Annotated in this window: 13 protein-coding genes, 1 pseudogene and 1 riboswitch; of the genes and pseudogenes, 10 read left to right on the top strand and 4 right to left on the bottom strand. The window is 67.7% G+C overall.

The window, feature by feature from the left end; genetic code table 11:
- The first annotated feature begins 58 nt into the window (after positions 1–58).
- The 8 genes from HMPREF0591_RS04055 to HMPREF0591_RS04090 all read left to right on the top strand — a co-directional run bounded on the left by HMPREF0591_RS04055 (position 59) and on the right by HMPREF0591_RS04090 (position 11,730).
- Entirely contained in the window at positions 59–904 is an 846-nt protein-coding gene (locus HMPREF0591_RS04055) for an SDR family NAD(P)-dependent oxidoreductase (RefSeq protein WP_007167146.1), read from the top strand.
- Positions 904–2,304 (top strand): aromatic ring-hydroxylating oxygenase subunit alpha, encoded by a 1,401-nt coding sequence (locus tag HMPREF0591_RS04060; protein WP_007167147.1) that lies wholly within the window; start codon positions 904–906, stop codon positions 2,302–2,304. The genes HMPREF0591_RS04055 and HMPREF0591_RS04060 overlap by 1 nt, the downstream gene beginning before the upstream one ends.
- Positions 2,301–4,160: a flavin-containing monooxygenase gene (locus HMPREF0591_RS04065; protein ID WP_007167148.1), complete on the top strand. Its 1,860-nt coding sequence runs from the start codon at positions 2,301–2,303 to the stop codon at positions 4,158–4,160. Before HMPREF0591_RS04060 ends, HMPREF0591_RS04065 begins: the two co-directional genes overlap by 4 nt.
- Positions 4,157–5,092 carry an SDR family NAD(P)-dependent oxidoreductase gene (locus HMPREF0591_RS04070; RefSeq protein ID WP_007167149.1) on the top strand — a complete coding sequence of 312 codons (936 nt, stop codon included), beginning with the start codon at positions 4,157–4,159 and terminating at the stop codon, positions 5,090–5,092. Before HMPREF0591_RS04065 ends, HMPREF0591_RS04070 begins: the two co-directional genes overlap by 4 nt.
- Before the next feature lie 19 nt (positions 5,093–5,111).
- The gene (locus HMPREF0591_RS04075) at positions 5,112–6,305 is read left to right on the top strand and encodes a CaiB/BaiF CoA transferase family protein (RefSeq protein ID WP_040621812.1); all 1,194 of its coding nucleotides are present in this window, start codon (positions 5,112–5,114) and stop codon (positions 6,303–6,305) included.
- Positions 6,306–6,307: 2 nt separating this feature from the next.
- The gene (locus tag HMPREF0591_RS04080; protein WP_007167151.1) at positions 6,308–8,020 is read left to right on the top strand and encodes a thiamine pyrophosphate-binding protein; all 1,713 of its coding nucleotides are present in this window, start codon (positions 6,308–6,310) and stop codon (positions 8,018–8,020) included.
- 28 nt (positions 8,021–8,048) lie between these two features.
- Positions 8,049–9,485 (top strand): aldehyde dehydrogenase family protein, encoded by a 1,437-nt coding sequence (locus HMPREF0591_RS04085; protein ID WP_007167152.1) that lies wholly within the window; start codon positions 8,049–8,051, stop codon positions 9,483–9,485.
- A 241-nt stretch (positions 9,486–9,726) separates the two neighbouring features.
- Positions 9,727–11,730, top strand: coding sequence for an acyltransferase family protein (locus HMPREF0591_RS04090; protein ID WP_007167153.1), 2,004 nt, complete (start codon positions 9,727–9,729; stop codon positions 11,728–11,730).
- Between the two features lie 2 nt (positions 11,731–11,732).
- Here HMPREF0591_RS04090 and HMPREF0591_RS04095 read toward each other — a convergent pair whose 3' ends face one another.
- The gene (locus tag HMPREF0591_RS04095) at positions 11,733–12,392 is read right to left on the bottom strand and encodes an O-methyltransferase (protein ID WP_007167154.1); all 660 of its coding nucleotides are present in this window, start codon (positions 12,390–12,392) and stop codon (positions 11,733–11,735) included.
- Between the two features lie 126 nt (positions 12,393–12,518).
- Positions 12,519–12,706: riboswitch (M-box (ykoK) riboswitch) on the top strand.
- A 264-nt stretch (positions 12,707–12,970) separates the two neighbouring features.
- On the opposite strand from HMPREF0591_RS04095, the gene HMPREF0591_RS32120 reads away from it, so the two are divergent.
- The gene (locus HMPREF0591_RS32120) at positions 12,971–13,198 is read left to right on the top strand and encodes a hypothetical protein (protein WP_007167155.1); all 228 of its coding nucleotides are present in this window, start codon (positions 12,971–12,973) and stop codon (positions 13,196–13,198) included.
- Between the two features lie 86 nt (positions 13,199–13,284).
- On the opposite strand, the gene HMPREF0591_RS04100 is transcribed toward HMPREF0591_RS32120, so the two are convergent.
- Positions 13,285–14,223, bottom strand: coding sequence for an NADP-dependent oxidoreductase (locus HMPREF0591_RS04100; protein ID WP_040621072.1), 939 nt, complete (start codon positions 14,221–14,223; stop codon positions 13,285–13,287).
- A 127-nt stretch (positions 14,224–14,350) separates the two neighbouring features.
- On the opposite strand from HMPREF0591_RS04100, the pseudogene HMPREF0591_RS04105 reads away from it, so the two are divergent.
- Positions 14,351–14,970 (top strand): annotated as a pseudogene (locus tag HMPREF0591_RS04105) (hypothetical protein).
- A 16-nt stretch (positions 14,971–14,986) separates the two neighbouring features.
- On the opposite strand, the gene car reads toward HMPREF0591_RS04105, so the two are convergent.
- Both car and HMPREF0591_RS04115 read right to left on the bottom strand, forming a co-directional pair.
- Complete coding sequence (gene car / locus HMPREF0591_RS04110; protein ID WP_007167159.1) at positions 14,987–18,577, bottom strand: carboxylic acid reductase; 3,591 nt, start codon at positions 18,575–18,577, stop codon at positions 14,987–14,989.
- A gap of 152 nt (positions 18,578–18,729) precedes the next feature.
- Positions 18,730–19,485, bottom strand: coding sequence for a L,D-transpeptidase (locus HMPREF0591_RS04115; protein WP_007167160.1), 756 nt, complete (start codon positions 19,483–19,485; stop codon positions 18,730–18,732).
- Between the last annotated feature and the right edge of the window lie 141 nt (positions 19,486–19,626).

Consider the following 19,626-nt stretch of genomic DNA (forward strand, 5'->3'; position numbering starts at 1 on the left):
ACGCGATATTTTGTCCGGACAAGATTGCTGCACATCCCGTGGTGGGCGGAAGTAGGCCATGGAGGACCTCCTCAGACTCGACGGCCGCATCGTTGTGGTATCCGGCGCCGGAGGCGGCGGTATCGGCACCACCGTTGCGGCGATGACCGCCCGGGCGGGGGCCACCGTGATCGCGGTGAGCCGGTCGAAGGAGAACCTCGACGAGCACGTCGTTCCGCTCGCCCAGGAGGGTTTGGCGGTTATTCCCGTTGCGGCCGACGCGTCGACGGACGAGGGCATCGCCTCGGTGGTCGGGCACACCCGCGATGCCGTCGGGGAGCTTTACGGTCTGGTCAATGTCGCCGGCGGCGCGGCGCCGTCGACGTGGATGCCGTCGACCAGGGTGACTCGCGCCGACTGGCGAACCATCTTCGCCGACAACCTCGAGACGGCCTTCTTCATGAGCCGCGCCGTCGCCGCCGAACTGGTCGCGCAACAGCGGCAAGGATCGATCGTGTCGATCTCCTCCATCAGCGGCATGAACACCGCGCCGTTTCACATCGCCTACGGGACCGCCAAGGCCGCCATCACGGCGATGACCCGCACCATGGCCCTCGAGCTGGCGGAGGCCGGAATCCGGGTGAACGCGGTGGCTCCCGGCGTCACCGAAACCGCGGCCTCGCGTACCTACGTCGACGATGATCCCGACCGGGATCGGCAGGCCATCGCGATGGGGCGGCGCGGACGGCCCGAGGAGCAGGCCGGCGCGATCCTGTTCCTGCTGTCGGACTTGTCGAGCTACATCACCGGCCAGACCCTGCTCGTCGACGGTGGGCTCGACCTCAAATGGAGCCATCTGGGCGCAGACAACACCTCTTTGTTCCTCAAGGACGAATCCTTCCGCGCGGCGATTAGGAGGATGTGATGACCGACCTGGCCAAAAACGCGAATTCCGCAGCGGCCGAGGAGCTGTCGCACCCGATGACAATCGGCGTCGAGGCGTACATCAGTGAGAGCTACGCGCGCGCCGAACGCGACAAACTCTGGCGGAAGGTCTGGCAGCAGGTCGGCCGGGTCGAGGAGCTGCCCGAGGTGGGCAGCTACCTGAGCTACGACATCCTGGACGACTCGATCATCGTGGTGCGCACCGGCGACCACGAATTTCACGCCCATCACAACGTCTGCATGCATCGCGGTCGGCGGTTGATCGACACACCCGAAGGCGCGAAGAACGCCCGCGGCCGCACCCGCAAATCGTTCGTCTGCGGATTCCACGGCTGGACCTATGGCCTGGACGGTGCGTGCACGCACATCCGTGAACAGCAGGACTGGCAGGAAGCGCTGACGCCCGACAACACCCACCTCCGGCCGGTCAGGGTCGACACCTGGGGCGGTTGGCTGTGGATCAACATGGACCCCGACTGCGAACCGCTGGCCGATTACCTGTTCCCGGCCGCGAAGATCCTGGATCCCTTCGGACTGGAGAACATGCGCTTCAAGTGGCGCAAGTGGCTGGACTTCGACTGCAACTGGAAGGTGGCGCTCGAGGCCTTCAACGAGACCTACCACGTCTACACCACGCACCCGGAGTTCAACCAGTTCGGTGAGTTCAAGGGCTGGGCGAAGGCGCAAGGCAAGCACAGCAACATCGGTTACGACGCACCGGAAGACTTGGAAGCCACCAAATCCAAGATCCGGTTGGGCACGGGTGCCGATCCGCGGGTGTCGACCGCGCAGATGCAGGTGTACACGATGGAGGAAACCAACGCCACCACCACGCAGACGCTGGTGGATGCCGCCAAGCGGCTGGTCGACGAGCTGCCCGAGGGCACACCGGCGGACAGAGTTCTCGAACACTGGCTGGCGTCGGCGCGCCGCGACGACGAAGCCCGCGGCGTGATCTGGCCGACGATCCCGCCCGACATCCTCGGGCAGGCCGGCACAGCATGGCAGGTCTTTCCGAACTTCCAGATAGGCCAGGGCCTGACCAGCGCGCTGTGTTACGGCGCGCGGCCGCATCCCAGCTACAACCCGGACAGATGCATCTTCGAGGTTTCGGTGTTCGAGCTGTACCCCAAAGGCGAAGAACCCCAGACGGAATGGGAGTACACACCGGTCGGCGACCCCAGGTGGCGGTCGGTGCTGCCGCAGGACTTCTCCAACATGGCCGCCGTCCAGCGGGGCATGAAATCCCTCGGCTTTCCGGGCACCAAGCCCAACCCGTACCGCGAACGCAGCACCGTCAACCTGCACTACCAATTGTCGAAATACATGGGTACCGGCGCGCCCCGGAAACTTTCGGATGAGGAGCAGCCACACGCATGACCCGCGAGCTGGACAATCACCAAGACAATTGCGGGCCGACCCGGACGCCCGACGACATCGATATTCTCGCGCTACGCGAAAAGTACCGGCTCGAACGGGAAAAGCGGCTGCGCAAGGAAGGTTCCAAGCAATACATCGAATTGGAGGACGACTTCGCGGGCTACTACGAAGTCGACCCCTACACGCCCGTGACGCCGCGCGCCCCGATCGCCGAGGACATCGACGTGGCGGTGCTCGGCGGCGGCTTCGGAGGCCTGCTGTCCGCCGTTCACCTGAAGAAGGCGGGCGTCGACGACGTGCGGATCATCGAGCTCGGCGGTGACTTCGGCGGTGTCTGGTACTGGAACCGCTATCCCGGAATTCAGTGCGACAACGAATCCTACTGTTACATACCGCTGCTCGAAGAGCTCGACTTCATGCCGTCGAAGAAATTCGCCGACGGTGCCGAGATCTTCCAGCACTGCCGGAACATCGGCAAACACTTCGGCCTCTACGACTCGGCGATCTTCTCCACCCAGGTGCGGGACCTGCGTTGGGATGAGGAGATCAAACGCTGGAGAATCGGCACCAACCGCGGCGACGACATCCGTGCCCGGTTCGTGGTGCTGGCGTCGGGCCCGTTCCACCGGCCGAAGCTTCCCGGCATTCCCGGGATCAAGGACTTCAAGGGACACGCTTTCCACTCGTCGCGGTGGGATTACGACTACACCGGCGGCGACACGGGCGGCAACCTGCACAAGCTCGCGGACAAGAAGATCGCCGTCATCGGGACCGGCGCCACCGCCATCCAGATCGTCCCGTTCCTGGCCCGAGACGCCCAGCACCTCTACGTCTTCCAGCGCACCCCCTCGACGGTCGACGAGCGCAACAACGCGCCCACCGACCCGAAGTGGGCGAAGTCGTTGCGGCCGGGCTGGCAGAAGGAGCGGCAACGCAATTTTCACTCGTGGACGTTCGAGGGCATGGCGCCGGGCCAGCCGGACCTGGTGTGTGACTTCTGGACCGAGCTCGGCCGCAACACCGCCGCGCGGGTCCTCGCCCTGGATGACCCCGCGTCGATGACCCCCGAGCAGTTCATGGCCATCCGTGAGGAAGAGGACTACAAGTTGATGGAGCGGCTGCGCCGCCGCATCGACGCGATCGTCGAGGACCCGCAGACCGCGGAGGCGCTGAAGCCCTACTACCGGTTTCTGTGCAAGCGGCCGCTGTCCAACGACGAATACCTGCCGACGTTCAACCGGCCCAATGTCACTCTCGTCGACGTCTCCGATTCCAAAGGCGTGGAGCGGATCACCGAAAAGGGATTGGTGGCCAACGGCGTCGAGTACGAAGTCGACTGCATCATCTATGCCAGCGGCTTCGAGATCACCACCGACATCAGCCGGCGCCATTCGATCCAGACGATCCGGGGACGCGACGGATTGTCGCTGTTCGACCACTGGCGCGATGGCTATAAAACGCTGCACGGGATGACCAGCCGGGGATTCCCGAACCAGTTCTACACCGGCTTCACCCAGGTCGGCATCTCCGCCAACATCGCCGCCAACTACGAGGTGCAGGGCGAACACATCGCCTACATCATCGCTCAAGCCCTGGCCCGGGGTGTGGCGACCGTGGAGCCGAGCCAAGGCGCGCAGGACGATTGGTGCGCCACGATCCGGCAGACCGCCGTCGACAACTCGGCGTTCGACGCCCAGTGCACGCCCGGCTATTACAACAACGAAGGTGGCGGTGGGGGTGAGGGAATCCGATCGCACCTGGGTGAACCGTATGGGCCGGGGTTCTACGCCTTTGGCGACGTGCTGCGGGTCTGGCGCGACAAGGGCGACCTGGAAGGGCTGGTCTTGGACTCATGACGGTCGCGAGATTTGACGACCGCGTGGCCGTCGTGACCGGCGCCGGCCGCGGGCTGGGTCGCGCGTACGCGCAACTGCTCGCCGAGCGGGGCGCCAACGTCGTCGTCAACGACCACGGCGGCAGCCTCGCCGGCGACGGGGCCGATGCCGCCCCGGCCGGGCAGGTGGTCGATGCGATCAGGGCGGCCGGAGGCGAAGCGGTCGCCTGCACCGCGTCGGTCGCGACCCGCGACGGCGCCGCCGCGATCGTCCGGACCGCCCTCGAGCGCTACGGCCGGATCGATGTCCTGATCCACAACGCCGGCAACGTGCGGCCCGCGTCGCTGAACGAGATGGAGTACGAGGACTTCGACGCGGTGCTCGACGTACATCTGCGCGGAGCGTTCAACGTTGTGCGACAGGCCTTTCCGGTCATGTGCCGGGCGGGCTACGGGCGGATCGTACTCACCTCGTCGATCGGGGGCCTGTACGGAAACCGCAACGTGGCCAACTACGCGGCCGCCAAGGCGGGTGTGATCGGGTTGTCCAACGTCGTGGCGCTCGAAGGTGCCGCCGACGGCGTGACGTGCAACGTGATCGTGCCGGCCGCGGTGACCAGGATGGCCGAGGGCATCGACACCTCGGCGTACCCACCGATGGGCCCGGAGCTTGTTGCTCCTGTCGTGGGCTGGCTGGCACACGAATCCTGTTCGGTGAGCGGGGAGATGTTCGTCGCCCTGGCGGGCCGCGTCGCGCGCGCGGTCATCGCCGAAAGCCCCGGCGTTTGCCGGCCGTCGTGGACGATCGAGGACGTCGGCGAGCACTTCGATGCGATCCGAAACATCGAGGCACCGCTGATCTTTCCGGTCCTGCCGGACGGCCACGCCGAGCACATCCGCTACAGCTTCGGCTTGGCGCACCGGTCCAATGATCGGGGCGCGCTACATGGCTGATCGGGGGCGCCGGGGCCCGATGACCGGTGTGCGCGTCGTCGATCTCACCGCGATGGTGATGGGGCCGTACTGCACCCAGATCATGGCGGACATGGGCGCCGATGTAATCAAAGTCGAACCCCCACAGGGCGATAACACCCGGTACATCTCGGTAGGTCCCGCGCCGGGCATGAGCGGGGTCTTCGTCAACGTCAACCGGGGCAAGCGCAGCGTCGTGCTGGACCTGCAAACCGATACCGGAAAGCGCGCCTTGCGCGCACTTGTCGAGACCGCCGACGTGTTCATCCACTCGATGCGCGCCAAAGCAATCGCCAGGCTCGGGTTCGGATACGAGGATGTGGCCGCGGTCAATCCGGAGATCGTCTACACCAATTGCTACGGGTATGGGCGCCGTGGGCCCGATCGTGACCGGCCCGCCTACGACGACACCATCCAGGCGGAATGCGGCCTGCCGGCGGTGCAGCAACAGCTGACCGGCGAGGCCGACTACGTCGGGACCATCATGGCCGACAAGATTGCGGGGTTGACGGCGCTGTACGCGACCACGATGGCGCTGTTCCATCGCGAGCGCACCGGACAGGGGCAAGAGGTCGAGGTCGCCATGTTCGAGACGATGGCCTCGTTCATGCTCGTCGAACATGCCAACGGCGCCCTGTTCGACCCTCCCCTTGGCCCTGCGGTGTATCCGCGCACCGTGGCGCCCAACCGCCGCCCGTACCGCACCAGCGATGGCTACATCGCCGCGTTGATCTACAACGACAAGCACTGGAACGCTTTCATCGAAGCCGTGCGCCCGCCTTGGGCAAGCGAGCTGTATTCCACGCTGGAACAGCGCGCCCGCGAGATCGACACCGTGTACGGGCTGGTGGCCGAGACGATGAAAGAGCGTTCCACCGCGGAGTGGCTGGCGCTACTGCGCCAACTCGAAATCCCGGCCGCACCGCTGAACACACCCGGCGCGCTGTTCGACGATCCCCATCTCAACGCCGTCGGCATGTTCGAGACGGTGGACACCCCGCACGGGCCGGTGCGTTTCCCGGGCGTACCCACCTGGTTCTCGCAGACGCCGGGCCGGATCGCGGGACCGGCGCCCGAGCTCGGCGCGCACACCGAGGAAGTGCTCGCCGAAATCAGCGCGAGCAGACACAAAGTCGCCCCAAATCTTCGTCCACAGGACGATTTTGCGACTGCTCGCGAAGGAAGGGATCTTTAACCATGGGTGTGCCCGTCTACAAGCGCATTCTCGACCTGTTCGAGGCCGAGGGGGTGAATACCCTGTTCGGCATTCCGGACCCGAACTTCGTGCACATGTTCGCCGAGGCCGACGCCCGCGGGTGGTCGGTGGTCGCACCACACCACGAACTGAGCGCGGGATTCATGGCGGAGGCGGCGTCGCGCATGACGGGTAAGCCGGGGCTGTGCATCGGCACGCTCGGCCCGGGAATGGCCAACATCGCCGGAGCGATCCAATGTGCGTTGGTGGAGAACTCGCCGGTGATATTCCTCGGCGGTCAGCGCGCCCGCATCACCGAGCGCCGGGTCCGCCGCGGACGCATCCAATTCGTCCGCCAGGAGCCACTTTTCACATCGTCAGTCAAGTACAGTGCCTCCATCGAATATGCCGATCAGACCGACGAGATCGTCCACGAGGCGATCCGGCGGGCCATGTCGGGCACGCCGGGCCCGGCCTACATCGAGTACCCGTCGCACGTCATCCTCGAGGAACTCGCTGTCGCCGAGGCGCCGGGCCCGTCGGCGTACCGGCTGGTCAACCAGGGCGCCGGCACCCGCGAGGTGGCCGCGGCCGTGAAGCTGATCCGCGAGGCCCAGAGCCCCATCCTGCTGGTGGGCCACGGCGTGCACACCTCCCGTACGCAACAGGAGGTCAAGGAGCTGGCCGAGCTGATGGCCTGCCCGGTGATCCAGACCTCCGGTGGCACGTCGTTCATCCCGGGACTGCAGGAGAGGACATTCCCCTACTTGTTCTCCCCGGCCGCCAACCGCGCCGTCGAGGAATCGGACCTCTGCGTCGCGCTGGGGACAGAGCTCGGTGAGCCCATGCACTACGGCCGGACCCAGCACTGGGCCGCCAACAACGCGAAGCGCAAATGGGTTCTGGTCGAACAAGATCCGACCGCCATCGGCGTCAACCGGCCCGTCGACGTGGCGCTGGTCGGCGATCTGCGGGGCGTGGTGCCGCAGCTGGTCGAGGCGCTCAAGGATGCTCCGCGCAAGCCCGCACCCGCGCTTGATGACCTGATCAAAATGGACGCGAAAGAGCTTGCCGACGTGGCGGAATCGGCACCGTCGGGGCGCTCGCCGATCCACCCGGCGCGCTATGTCGTCGAGGCCACCAAGGCGTTCGACGAACTCGATGACGGCATCCTCGTGCGCGACGGGGGAGCGACCGTGATCTTCCAGTGGACCTACTCGCAGACCAAACCGCGCGACGTGATCTGGAACCAGAACTTCGGTCACCTGGGCACGGGCCTGCCGTACGCCGTCGGCGCCTCGGTCGCCGAGGGTGGCAAACGTCCGGTCATGCTGCTGACCAGTGACTCGGCCTTCCTGTTCCACATCGCCGAGCTGGAAACCGCTGCCCGGCAGAACCTTCCGCTGGTGTGCGTGGTGGGTGTCGACCACCAGTGGGGCCTCGAGGTGGGTGTCTACAAGCGCACATTTCAGCAGCCGTCGCCGCAGCCCGGCGTGCATTGGAGCAAGGACGTCCGGATAGACAAGGTCGCCGAGGGCTTCGGCTGCCACGGTGAATACGTCGAGAAGGAAGAGGAGATCGGCCCGGCGATCGCTCGCGCCTACGCCAGTGGGAAAGTCGGGGTAGTGCACGTGTGCATCGACCCGAAGGCCAACTCCGAGGAGATGCCGAAGTACGACCGATTCCGCACCTGGTACGCCGAAGGGACCCAGTAAAGCCACTGATCAAGAAGGGATCGATTCGATGCGTGAATACCTGAAGTTCTACATAGACGGGCGATGGGTCGACCCGGTGCGGCCCAACACTTTCGACGTGGAAAACCCGGCCACCGAGCGGGCCTCGGGGAAGATCTCGCTGGGGTCGGCCGCCGACGTCGACGTGGCGGTCACAGCGGCCCGGCGAGCCTTCAGCGGCTGGGCGCAAAGCACCCGCGAACAGCGCCTGGACCTGTTGCAGGCCATCCTCGCCGAATACCAGAAGCGCGCCGGCGATCTCGCCGACGCGGTCACCGAGGAAATCGGCGCACCGCCCTCGCTGGCCGCCGGGCCGCAGGTCTTCCTCGGGATCGGTCACCTGACCACGGCCATCGACGTGCTGAAGAACTTCCCGTTTTCCGAACAACGCGGCGCCACGCTGATCGCCAAGGAGCCGATCGGTGTCTGCGGTTTGATCACGCCGTGGAACTGGCCGATCAACCAGGTCGCGGTCAAGGTCTACCCGGCGCTGGCCACCGGGTGCACCGTCATTCTGAAACCGTCTGAGGTCGCGCCGTATTCGCCGTACATCTTCGCCGAGATCCTGGATGCCGCGGGAGTGCCGCCCGGGGTGTTCAACCTGATCAACGGTGACGGCGCGGGCGTGGGTGTGGCCCTGGCGAGCCATCCCGACATCGACATGGTGTCGTTCACCGGGTCCACCCGCGCGGGTGTCGAGGTGGCCAGGAATGCCGCACCGACCGTGAAGCGGGTGACCCAGGAGCTCGGCGGGAAGAGCCCCAACATCGTCCTCGACGACGGTGGCTTCGCTGAGGGCGTCCGCGCCGGCGTCGCGAACATGATGCCCAATTCCGGGCAGAGCTGTAACGCGCCTTCGCGGATGCTGGTGCCGAATTCCCGCATGGACGAGGCCATCACCATCGCACGCGAGGCCGCTGAGCAAGTCCGCGTGGGCAGCCCCGACGACGCGACGGCGATCGGGCCGGTCGCTTCCAGGGCCCAGTTCGACAAAGTGCAGCGCCTGATCCAACGGGGCATCGACGAGGGCGCGACCGTCATCGCCGGAGGCCCCGGCCGGCCGGCCGGGCTGGACAAGGGTTACTTCGTGCAGCCCACCGTGTTCGCGAATGTCACGAATGACATGACGATCGCGAGGGAGGAGATCTTCGGGCCGGTGCTGTGCATCCTGGGATATCACGACATCGATCACGCCGTCGAGCTCGCCAACGACACCGACTACGGGCTGGCCGGCTTTGTCTCGGGAGAAGACCTCGACAAGGCCCGCGAAGTGGCCCGCAAGATCCGCGCCGGCTGGGTCACGATCAACCACGCTTTCGACATGAACGCGCCCTTCGGTGGCTACAAACACAGTGGCAACGGCCGCGAGTGGAGTGACTTCGGCTTCCACGAATATCTGGAGGTCAAGAGCATCTTGGGCTACGCGCCCGACAAGTCCGCTCAGTAGCGGCCTCGGGCCGAAACCCGAACGCGCCACGGCGGAAAGCCGTCGCGTGTCCTCCACTGAATCCTGCGCAACCGCCTCTAGGCTGGCTTGCTGAACTCAACAGGAGGAGCAGCGACGTATCGGCATCAACCATGGCGCCGGGCGAGTTGGTAGTTACGGCGCGCTGACGGCAAGCAGCGAGCCGGGCGGGAAGGATCCCGCGCCGGCTCGTCGTGCTCGGCGCCCACGGTGGGTGGCTCCGGTGCGCCGGGCGGGCCGACTGGCGATCTGGGATAAACCTGAGCGGCGCAGCGGCATCCCGGCGCTCGACGGATTGCGCGCGATCGCCGTGGCCCTGGTGCTGGTGGGGCATGGCGGCATCCCCGGGGTGGCCGGCGGATTCATCGGCGTCGACGTCTTCTTCGTACTGAGCGGATTCCTGATCACCGCGCTGCTCCTGGACGAGCTGGGCCGCACCGGCCGTATCGAGCTGACCGGCTTCTGGATTCGCCGCGCGCGCCGGCTGCTGCCGGCCCTGGTCCTGATGGTGCTGACGGTGGCCGCGGCCCGCCAGCTCCTGCCGGATCGGTCGGTCACCGGCCTGCGCGACGACGCGGTCGCGGCGTTCGTCTGGATGGCCAACTGGCGGTTCGTCGCCCAGAAGACCGACTACTTCACCCAGGGCGCCCCGCCCTCGCCGCTGCAGCACACCTGGTCGCTCGGGGTGGAGGAGCAGTACTACTTCGTGTGGCCGGTGCTGCTGATCGCGGTGACCCTGCTATTGGCCGCGCGCGCGAGGCGCCGCTTCAGCCGCGCCACGGTCGGGGGCGTGCGCTTCGCGACGTTCGTCATCGCGACCGTGGGGGCCCTCGCCTCGGCGGCGGCCGCGATGGTGATGGTCTCCGACAGCACCCGGGACCGCGTCTATTTCGGCACCGATACCCGCGCGCAGGCACTGCTCACCGGCGCCGCCGCGGCGGCCCTGCTGGTCCGCGATTGGCCCTCGTTGAACCGGGGCTGGTGCCTGATCCGGACCCGGTGGGCCCGGCGCGTGGCCCGCATCCTGCCGCCGGCCGGCCTGGCCGGGCTCGCGGCGGCGACCCACTACGCCACCGGCAGCGCCGGCGAGTTCCGGCACGGTCTGCTCATCGGGGTCGCGATCGCCGCGGTATTCGTCGTGGCGCCGGTGGCGTTGGAGCAGCGCGGGGCCGTCGCCCGCGTCCTGGCCGCGCCGCCGCTGGTGTGGCTGGGCACCATCTCTTACGGCGTCTACCTGTGGCACTGGCCAATCTTTCTGGTGCTCAACGGCGAACGCACCGGATGGACCGGGCTGCCGTTGTTCGCCGCCCGCTGCGGCGCGACCATGGCCCTGGCCGCGGTGTCCTGGTGGTTGCTCGAGCAACCCATCCGGCGCTGGCGGCCGGCGCGGGTGCCGCTGCTGCCGTTGGCCGCCGCGACGGTGGCCAGCGCCGCGGCGGTGACCCTGCTGGTGATTCCGGTCGGGACCGGGCCCGCCCTGCGCGAGGCCGGCCTGCCGCCGGGGGTCTCGGCGGTCGCCGCCGTGTCCCCCTCACCGCCGGGCACCACCCGCCCGCCCGCACCTCGCGATCCCAACCGGCCGTTCACCGTTTCGGTTTTCGGCGATTCGATCGGGTGGACCTGGATGCACTACCTACCACCCACGCCGGGATTCGCGTTCCTCGACCACACCGTCATCGGCTGCAGCCTGGTGCGCGGCACGCCCTACCGCTACATCGGGCAGACCCTGGAGCAGCGCCCGGCGTGCGACGGCTGGCCGATCAGATGGTCGACGCAGGTCAGCCAGGACCAGCCGGACGTCGCACTGCTGATCATCGGCCGCTGGGAGACCGTCGACCGCGTGAACGAGGGGCAGTGGACCCACATCGGTGATCCGACCTTCGACGCCTACCTCAACAACGAGCTGGAGCGCGCGCTGAACATCGTGAGCGCCAACGGTGTTCGGGTGGTGGTCGCCACCGTGCCCTACAGCAGGGGCGGCGAAAAGCCGGACGGCCGCCTCTATCCGGAGGACCAGCCCGACCGGGTCAACCTGTGGAACACCATGCTGCGCAAGACCGTCGGTCATCACCCGGGCGTGCAGATCCTGGACCTCAACAAAAAGCTGTGCCCCGACGGCGTTTACACGGCCAAGGTCGACGGCATCAAAGTGCGCAGCGACGGGGTCCACCTCACACCCGAAGGGGTGAAGTGGTTGACGCCGTGGCTCGAGGAATCCCTGCGGTAGGACTAATCGCCGGTCCGGCAGCTAATCTCCATGCTGTCGCTCTCCCGGACCTGGAAGTTGAAGCTGACGTAGCCGTTCTCCGGATCGCGCACCCGGTCGAGATACGGCTGCGTGTCCGCGGCGCTGGCGTTGTCGGCGACCACCAACGCCCCCGTCGACAACCGCGGTTCGAGCAGCTCGATCACGGGCAGATACAGGTCCTTCCAACCGTCGAGCAGGACGAAGTCCACCGGACCGTCGAAGCCGGCCAGCGTGGACAGCGCGTCGCCTTCCAGGATGGTGATCACGTCGTCGAGGCCGGTCTGCGCGAACGTCTGCCGCGCGGCGGCGATCTTGGCTTCGTTGAGCTCGGTGGTCAGCACCCGGCCGGCGCCGTTGTCGCGCACCGCCGAGGCCAGGTGAACGGCGGAGATGCCGAACGACATGCCGAACTCGACGACCGTCGCCGGGCGGGTCGCGCGGACCAGGGCGTAGAGCAGCCGGCCGGCGTCCGGCGTGACCGGGATGTAGAACTCGCTCATCGCGTCGGCGCGCTCCCGCGCCGTCATCGGCCGGTCGAAATCGCCATGCCGCTGGCGCAGCAGCGACATCTGGTTCTTCGCCTCGGCGTACATGCGGTCGAGCACCGTCGCGACCTTCGGATCCTGCAGAGTGTTGGCCATGTCGTCGAGGGTAGGCCGCCCGGACGGGTGACCGGCCCCGCGCCGGTGGGGGGCGGCCGCGAGCTGCGATAACGGTTACGCAAACCAGTTTGACGGGCCCCGGGGCGGGGTGTACAAAGGGTTTCGCAAGCACCTCGGTAGGTGAGGCGTCTGCATGGACACAGGCCACTGACCCCGAACGTCGAGAGACGCCCCGGGTCAGGACAGCTCTTCCCGGACCCAAGGGTTGAGCCCAAGTGGCTTCCGGGTCGCGACGATCGATGACGTTCCGGATACGCCGTGCAGTGCCGAAGCTCCGACGAGAGGGGTGCGATGCGCGGCACCTCGCCGCCATTCGCTGCCCTCCCGTTCAGGTGACATGTGATGGCACCCGCGTGTGTCGCGGCCGTGAGGAGGTGAGGGCGACATGAGTCCGGGCGATAGTCCCTATCCGAAATCCGTCTTGTCCCGATCCGGTTCCGGCATTCCTTCTGCCGCCTGAGCTTTCACGGCCCCCAGTGGGTGGCGTGCGTCGAGCCGCCACGGCTGCCCGGGCGTACTGGCGCTGAGCCGATCGGGCCTCCTGCAAGGAGAAGATCATGGCTTTTGTTGTCACACAACGTCGTACCGGGGTTGTCACACAACGTCGTACCGGCAGCGGTCGCGGACGGGCGTTGCTGCGGTCGGCGCGGCTGCTGGCCACCAAGGTGCACGCCCGGACCACCCTGACTCCCCAGGAGCGGGCCAACATGTACGTGTCGCGGATGCCGATCGCGGTCGTCACCGCCTCGCTGGGTGGACACCCGTCGAGCGGCAATCGCCGGTGACGGTCACCGGAACACCATGACCCCGTGTCGCCCGTCGGCGCCGTGAACGAGGTTGTCCAGACCGGCGTCGTCGGTCCCGCCTCTTGTCAATGGTTGGGTAGCAGCACGATTTTCCCGCGGGTGTGCCGTTTCTCCAATTCTGCATAGGCATCGGCGACGCGGTCCAGCGGATAGGTGGCGGCGACCTCGAAATCGATGGCGCCGCTGACGATGAGGCCGGCCATCTCCGCCAGCACCTCGGGCGTCGACGCCTCGGCGCTGCCTTCCGTCTTGGCGCCCACCTCGCCGGCCTTCTGGAACGAGATGATGGTGTCGATGCGCTCGGGTGCGACGCCGAGGTCGACCGCGAGCTGAACGTACTCGGGACCGAAAAGATCGATGAACGCGTCGATCCCATTCGGTGCCGCCTCGCGGAGCCGATCGGCCAGTCCGTCGCCGTAGGGGACCGGGGTGACGCCGTGGGCGCGGAGCCAGTCGGCGTTGCCCCGCCCTGCGATGCCGAGCACCCGCGCCTGCCGCAGCACCAGGAGTTGCACGACGAGGCTGCCGACCCCGCCCGCGGCGGCGGAGACCGCGACCGTCTCACCGGATTGCGGCGCCACCGCCCGGACGGCGGCGTACGCCGTCACTCCGACCACGTAGAGGGATCCCGCCACCTCCCAACTCAATTGGGGTGGCTTGTGGATGAGCTGGCCGACCGGGACCGAAACATGGGTGGCATGGCTGGACCGGCGGAAACTGAACCCCAAAACCTCGTCGCCGAGGCCGAATTCGGTCACTCCGTCGCCCACCGCGGTGACGACGCCGGCGAGGTCGCTGCCCTCGCCCGACGGGAACGTCGCGGGGAACATCTCATGCATCGCGCCGCTCCGGATGGCGGCCTCGCCCGGGTTGATCCCCGCGGCGCGCACCTCGACGACCACCTCGCCCGGGCCGGGAGCGGGCATGTCGACGTCCGCGATGTACAGCACCTCCCGTCCCCCGTACCGGTCGAACCGCACCGCGCGTGCCGGCGCAGCCGCCATGTCGATCTCCTCCCGTCGCGAACGTGCCGACCCCACTTCAGCATAGGCATCCGAAACGGGTACTCACTGGCCGTCATCGGCTGCGCCGGCGCATGCACCGCGCCCGCGGGAGGCAAAAGGAACGCCCATGGAGATTGCTCGGGTCGGCGCCGCGGGCCGGGGTATCGCCGCGACTGCGCTCGCCGCTGCCCTGGCCGGGTGCGGCGGCAACCACAACGCCGCCCCCGCGGAGTCGGTGACGTCCTCGGGTCCGGCCGGTCCGTCAACCAGCTCCAGCGTGGCCGGTCCGTCGCCGGGCCAACCCACGGACTACAGCGCCCTGCTGATCACACCGGCCGACATCGGCGGGGGTCTCACCGCCCCACAGCCGCCGGTGCCGAACCCCAACAACGCACCGGGGGTGGCGCAATTGTTCGCCAGCGCCGACAGCAGCCGGCGAATCGGCGACAGCATCCTGATCGTCGCCGACCCCGCGACGGCGGTGGCCGGAATCGAGAACACCAAGGCCAATTACGGCGGCAGGTCAAGGGCGTCTGGCAGCCGGTTGACGTCGGCTCACACGGCACCATGATCTCCGGAACCTCACCCGACAACTCCCAGGCGGTGAGCGTGTTGCTGTTCAGCGAGGGCAGGGCGCTGGCCAACCTCGAATTCGACAGCGCGCCCGGCGATCCGATCGACCCTGCCGTGGTGACCGATATCGGGCGCAAGCAGGACGCCGCGATCAAGAAGGGCCTGCCCGGCTAGCCCTCCGCCACGCCGGCTACAGCAGGCCGAGCAGCCGCAGGTCGACGACGTACTTGGCGATCAGGTCCGCCGACAGGTGCGGAATGTCGTTGTCCGCACCGAGTTTGGCCGACCGAACCGCGTTACGGAAGACATCGGTCGGGGCCGGCGCACCGCGCAGCGGCCTTTCCGGCTTCCGGTAGGCGTCCAGCAAGGGGAGCACGGACTGCTGGCGCTGCCCGTCGGGCAGGGCCCGTAGCGCCGTGCCGAACCGTCCCAGCCACTCGTCGTAGTCGTCGATGCGCGTGACGTCGTGCCCGTCGGCGATCAACCAGTCCACGAACACATCCAGCGAGATGCCGTCGTCGTGAGGGTTCATCACGTCGAAGGAGCGAAACACCCTGGACGGCTCGGATTCCTCGGCGCCCGTGGCGGTCTGCTCGCCGAGGGCGGTCACGGCTTCGGCGACGAAGTCCGCGGGCAGCCCGTCGTAGTGGGCGATGGGCCGATCACCGCCGTCGGTGGCCTCGTAGAAGGACGACGGCGCGATGCCGGTGACGAGCAGGCTGAAGATCAGCCGCGTGAACGCGTCCGGCACGTTCAACTGCCCCGCGTAGCGGCTGTGCGCCAGGATCATGTCCGACCGGAAGACGGCGACGGGCAGTTCGCACAGGTCGTGCGCCTCGCGCAGCAGCACCTCGCCGGCCCACTTGCTGTTCGCGTACCCGTTGGCGTAGCTGTCCCCGATCGGCCGGACCGGGCTGATCGCGCGGATGTCGCCGTCCTCGGTGAACTGGGCCGGATCGACCGACATGGCGACCGCGACGGTGGACAGGTAGGTCACCGGCTTGATCCGTTCGGTGATCGCCAGGCGGATAATCTCGGCGGTGCCAACGACGTTGGGCCCGAACAGCTGGTCATAGGGCAGGACGTGGTTGACCAGCGCCGCGGGGTGAACGATCAGGTCCACGCTGCGGGCCAGCGCACCCCAGGTCGCGCCGTCCAGCCCCAGGTTCGGCTGGCCGATGTCGCCGGCAACCACCTCCAGGTGGCCGGCCGCCAGCTCGCGGAACCGCTCGACCAGGCGTGGATCGCCGCTACGGTAGACCTGCTCCAGCCGCTCGGCCGCGGCCGCGGCGTCGGCGCCGCGCACGACGCAGACCAGCCTCCCGCCGGTCTCGGCCAGCCGCTCCAGCCATTCCAGGCACAGGAAGCGGCCGAGGTAACCGTTGGCGCCGGTCAACAGGACCGTGCGCGGTGTGCCGGTGGCCCGCGGCAGGGCCGGTGCGGCGGCCAGGGTTGTCGCGTCGATGAACTTGTCCAGGGTGAGGTCGGCCGCGCGGACCTCGGTGGCCTCACGCCCGTGCACCGTCGCGAACGTCGGCCGCCGCGAGCCCGACTTACGTTCGGAATCAACAAAATCCGCGAGCTGCCGCAGGTCGGTCGCCGGTCCGACGATCATCCCCACCGGCACCTCGACGTCGAAGATGTCCTGCAGCAGGTTGGAGAAGGTCAGGGCCGACAAGGAATCTCCGCCGAGCTCGGTGAACAGCGCGCCGGGTTCGGGCGGGCCGCCGGCCAGTCCGAGCAGCGCTTCGGCGGCGCGCGCCAGCGTGTCGATCACCGGGCGGTCGGCCGCGCGGTCGCGCAGCGCGCGCAGCTCGGTCACCCGGTTGGCGGCCAGGTCCGCGTACAACCGCTCGAGCCGGTCGCCGTAGCGCTCCTTGAGCTTGGGCCGGAGCAACTTGCCCACCCCGGACAGCAGCCCGTTGTCCTCGCTGAACGGCTCGGCCTCGACGAGAAAGTCGGCCGGCACCTCGTAGGACTGCAGCTCGGCGAGTCTGCCTGCGTGGCGCAATGATTCACCGAGGGCGGCCTTGAGCCCGTCGTGATCGCCGCCGAACCTGTCCAGCGCGTCGACGGTCGGCACGATGACGGCCAACAGGTAGGGGCGTTCGCTGTTGCCGTAGACGAAGATCTGGCGGACCAGTGCCGCGCTGCTGAACACGGCCTCCAGGCGCGCGACGGCCACGAATTCGCCCTGGGCGAGCTTCAATACGTTGTTGCGCCGATCGACATAGGCGAGCCGATCCGGCTCCAGCTCGGCCATCACGTCCCCCGTCCGGTAGTAGCCGTCCGGATCGAAGGCGTTGGCCGTGACATCCGGGCGCTTGAAGTATCCGGGCGTGGCGGTCAGCGACTTGACCAGCAGTTCGCCGCGTGGAAAGGGTTTGTCGGTGAGGAAATAACCCAACTCGGGAACGTCGACCAGCTTGTAGCCGAGGACCGGGGGTTTGGCGATCCGGCCGTCCTTGGTCACCATCCCGACCTCGGTCAACCCGTAGCCGTCGAGCACGTGCACGTCCAGACAGGTCTCCACGAACCCGCGCATCTCCGCGGCCAGCGGCGCCGTGCCACAGAAGGCGGTCACGATGCGCCCACCCAGGACCCACTCGCGCAACTCCGCCCGCGCCTCGGCGTCGGCGGTGTGCGGGTCGGCTCCCTGGGAGACCCGCCGGTCGACGGCGCTCTGGTAGCGCTGGTACAGCATCTCCGCCACCCGGGGCACCAACCCCATTTCGGTGGGGCGCACCAGGTTCCAGTCTTCGAACAGCGTGGACAGGTCGCTCTCGGGAACGAAGTAACTGGTGCCCCCCGCCTGGAACGCGGTCGACAGCGGTATCCGGCCGCCCAGGTGATTGAGCGGCATGAAATTGACGTTCAGCACCGGCGTGTCCGCGAAGTCGGGCATCAGTTCGTTGGTCCACAGCTTGGAGAGCATGCGCTCGGTGTACATCGCCCCCTTGGGCAGTCCGGTGCTGCCCGACGTGTACATGATCATCGCCAGGCGCTCGTCGGTGTCGCCGGTGTACGCCGGCTCCGGCGGCAATCCGCGACCGCGCTCGACCAGTTCGTCGAAGGTCTCGATCGTCACCGTGAGTCCGGCGGCCGACAGCTTGGCCCGCGCCCGCTCCAAAGCCTCACGCTGGTCATCGATTTGGGGCGAGTAGTCGAACACCACCAATCGGCGCAACGAGGCGCTGCCCAGCGCCGCCTCGACGGCGAGGTCGAGGTAGCCGGCGCCCGCCGCGAGCACCCGTGGCTCGACCTCGGCGACGATCGGCTGCAACCGTGACGCCGCCCCGTTGTGTTGCAGCGGCACCGCCACCAGGCCAAGGTAGCCGCACACCAAATCGACGGTGAGGTACTCGGCGCTCGCGAAACCCACTGTGGCGACGAAGTCTCCGGGCGTGACCGGATTGGCGGAATCGCGTCGCCAGGCGCTGGCGATCGCACCCACGTTGGCCCACAGGTCGCGGTAGCTGATGGTGTCGAAGCGGGGAAGTAGCCGCGCGGAGGTGCGGCCGGTCGCGGGGTCGGTGACCGACGAGCGGGCCCGCCAGCCGAGGGCCGGGCGATCGGCATAGCCCTCGACGAGGGTCTGCAGGATCTGGGTGAGGCGAAGCTCGGGTTGGCGTGCCGCCCGTTGCAGGGCCGCATCGGGCTTGGTGCTGCGGAACTGTTCGTCCGTGGCGTCGAGTTGGCGAATGCGGTCGGCCACCCGTGCGCGCGCCGGACCGCCGGGACCCGCCGCGGTCGATTCCTCGTGCTTCGCGTCACCGGTCATGGCCAGCCTCCCGTTCGGATCCTCGTCTACCGAGAACTCACCGTCACGGGCGGGTCTTCCGTTCGATCGTTGTGACGGTCGTCACAGCGACGAGCGGGCGCACGGGCGAGCGGGGATCGGGCCGCGCCGAAAGTTTGCCGGCGCGACCGGCGTCAGGCGACGACTTGGATGGGGTCGCCGACGTTCACCTGGTTGAAGTACCAGGCGGCGTTGTCGGGACTGAGGTTGATGCAGCCATGACTCACGTTGGCGTAGCCCTGCGAGTCGACCGACCAGGGTGCCGAGTGCACGTAGACACCGCTCCACGTGACACGAACCGCATAACTGGCGGTGATCTTGTATCCCTCGGGCGAGCTGAGTGGAATGCCGATGGTGCGGGAGTCCATGACGACGGTGCGCTGCTTTTCCAGGGCGGTGAAGTTGCCGATCGGCGTGGGCCGGCTGGGCTTGCCCATCGAGGCCGGCATCGTGCGCAGCACCTCGCCGTTCCGGCTGACGGTGAAGGTGTGCGCGGAGATGCTGGCGACACCGAGTAGCGCGTCCCCGGTGTCGAATCCCGTCGTCAAGGCCTGAATCCCGACCGAGACGTGGGTGTGGGCGGGCCAGTACCGATTGGGCACCCACTGGACGACATCGTCCTTGATCCACTCGAAGTGCCCGGGCGTGTTGCTCGGCGAGGTGACGCGGATGGACCGCTCGACGGCGGCGCGATCGCCGACCGGTGCGGTGAACGTCACGACCACCGGGTGCGCCACACCCACCACGGCGCCGTTAGCCGGCAAAACCGAGGCAACCGCGGGGACGGGTTGCGGGAGCGGCAGCGACGCGTGGGCGCGGGCGGGTGAAGCGACTAGACCCATCGCCGTGATCGCGACCATAACAAATAGATAACGAACACCTCGACGCATAGCGCCCGCCCTTCGAGATGGTGCGATTAACACGACTGTATTCTACCGGCTGTTCCCGCATTGCCCCTTTCAGCAAACATTTCGCTGTTCGCCGGCCGACCGCCGCGGCGACCCGGTCGCCGATCGGTTCGGCCCCGTCGG

It is taken from the genome of Mycobacterium parascrofulaceum ATCC BAA-614, from assembly GCF_000164135.1.
Taxonomy (GTDB): domain Bacteria; phylum Actinomycetota; class Actinomycetes; order Mycobacteriales; family Mycobacteriaceae; genus Mycobacterium; species Mycobacterium parascrofulaceum.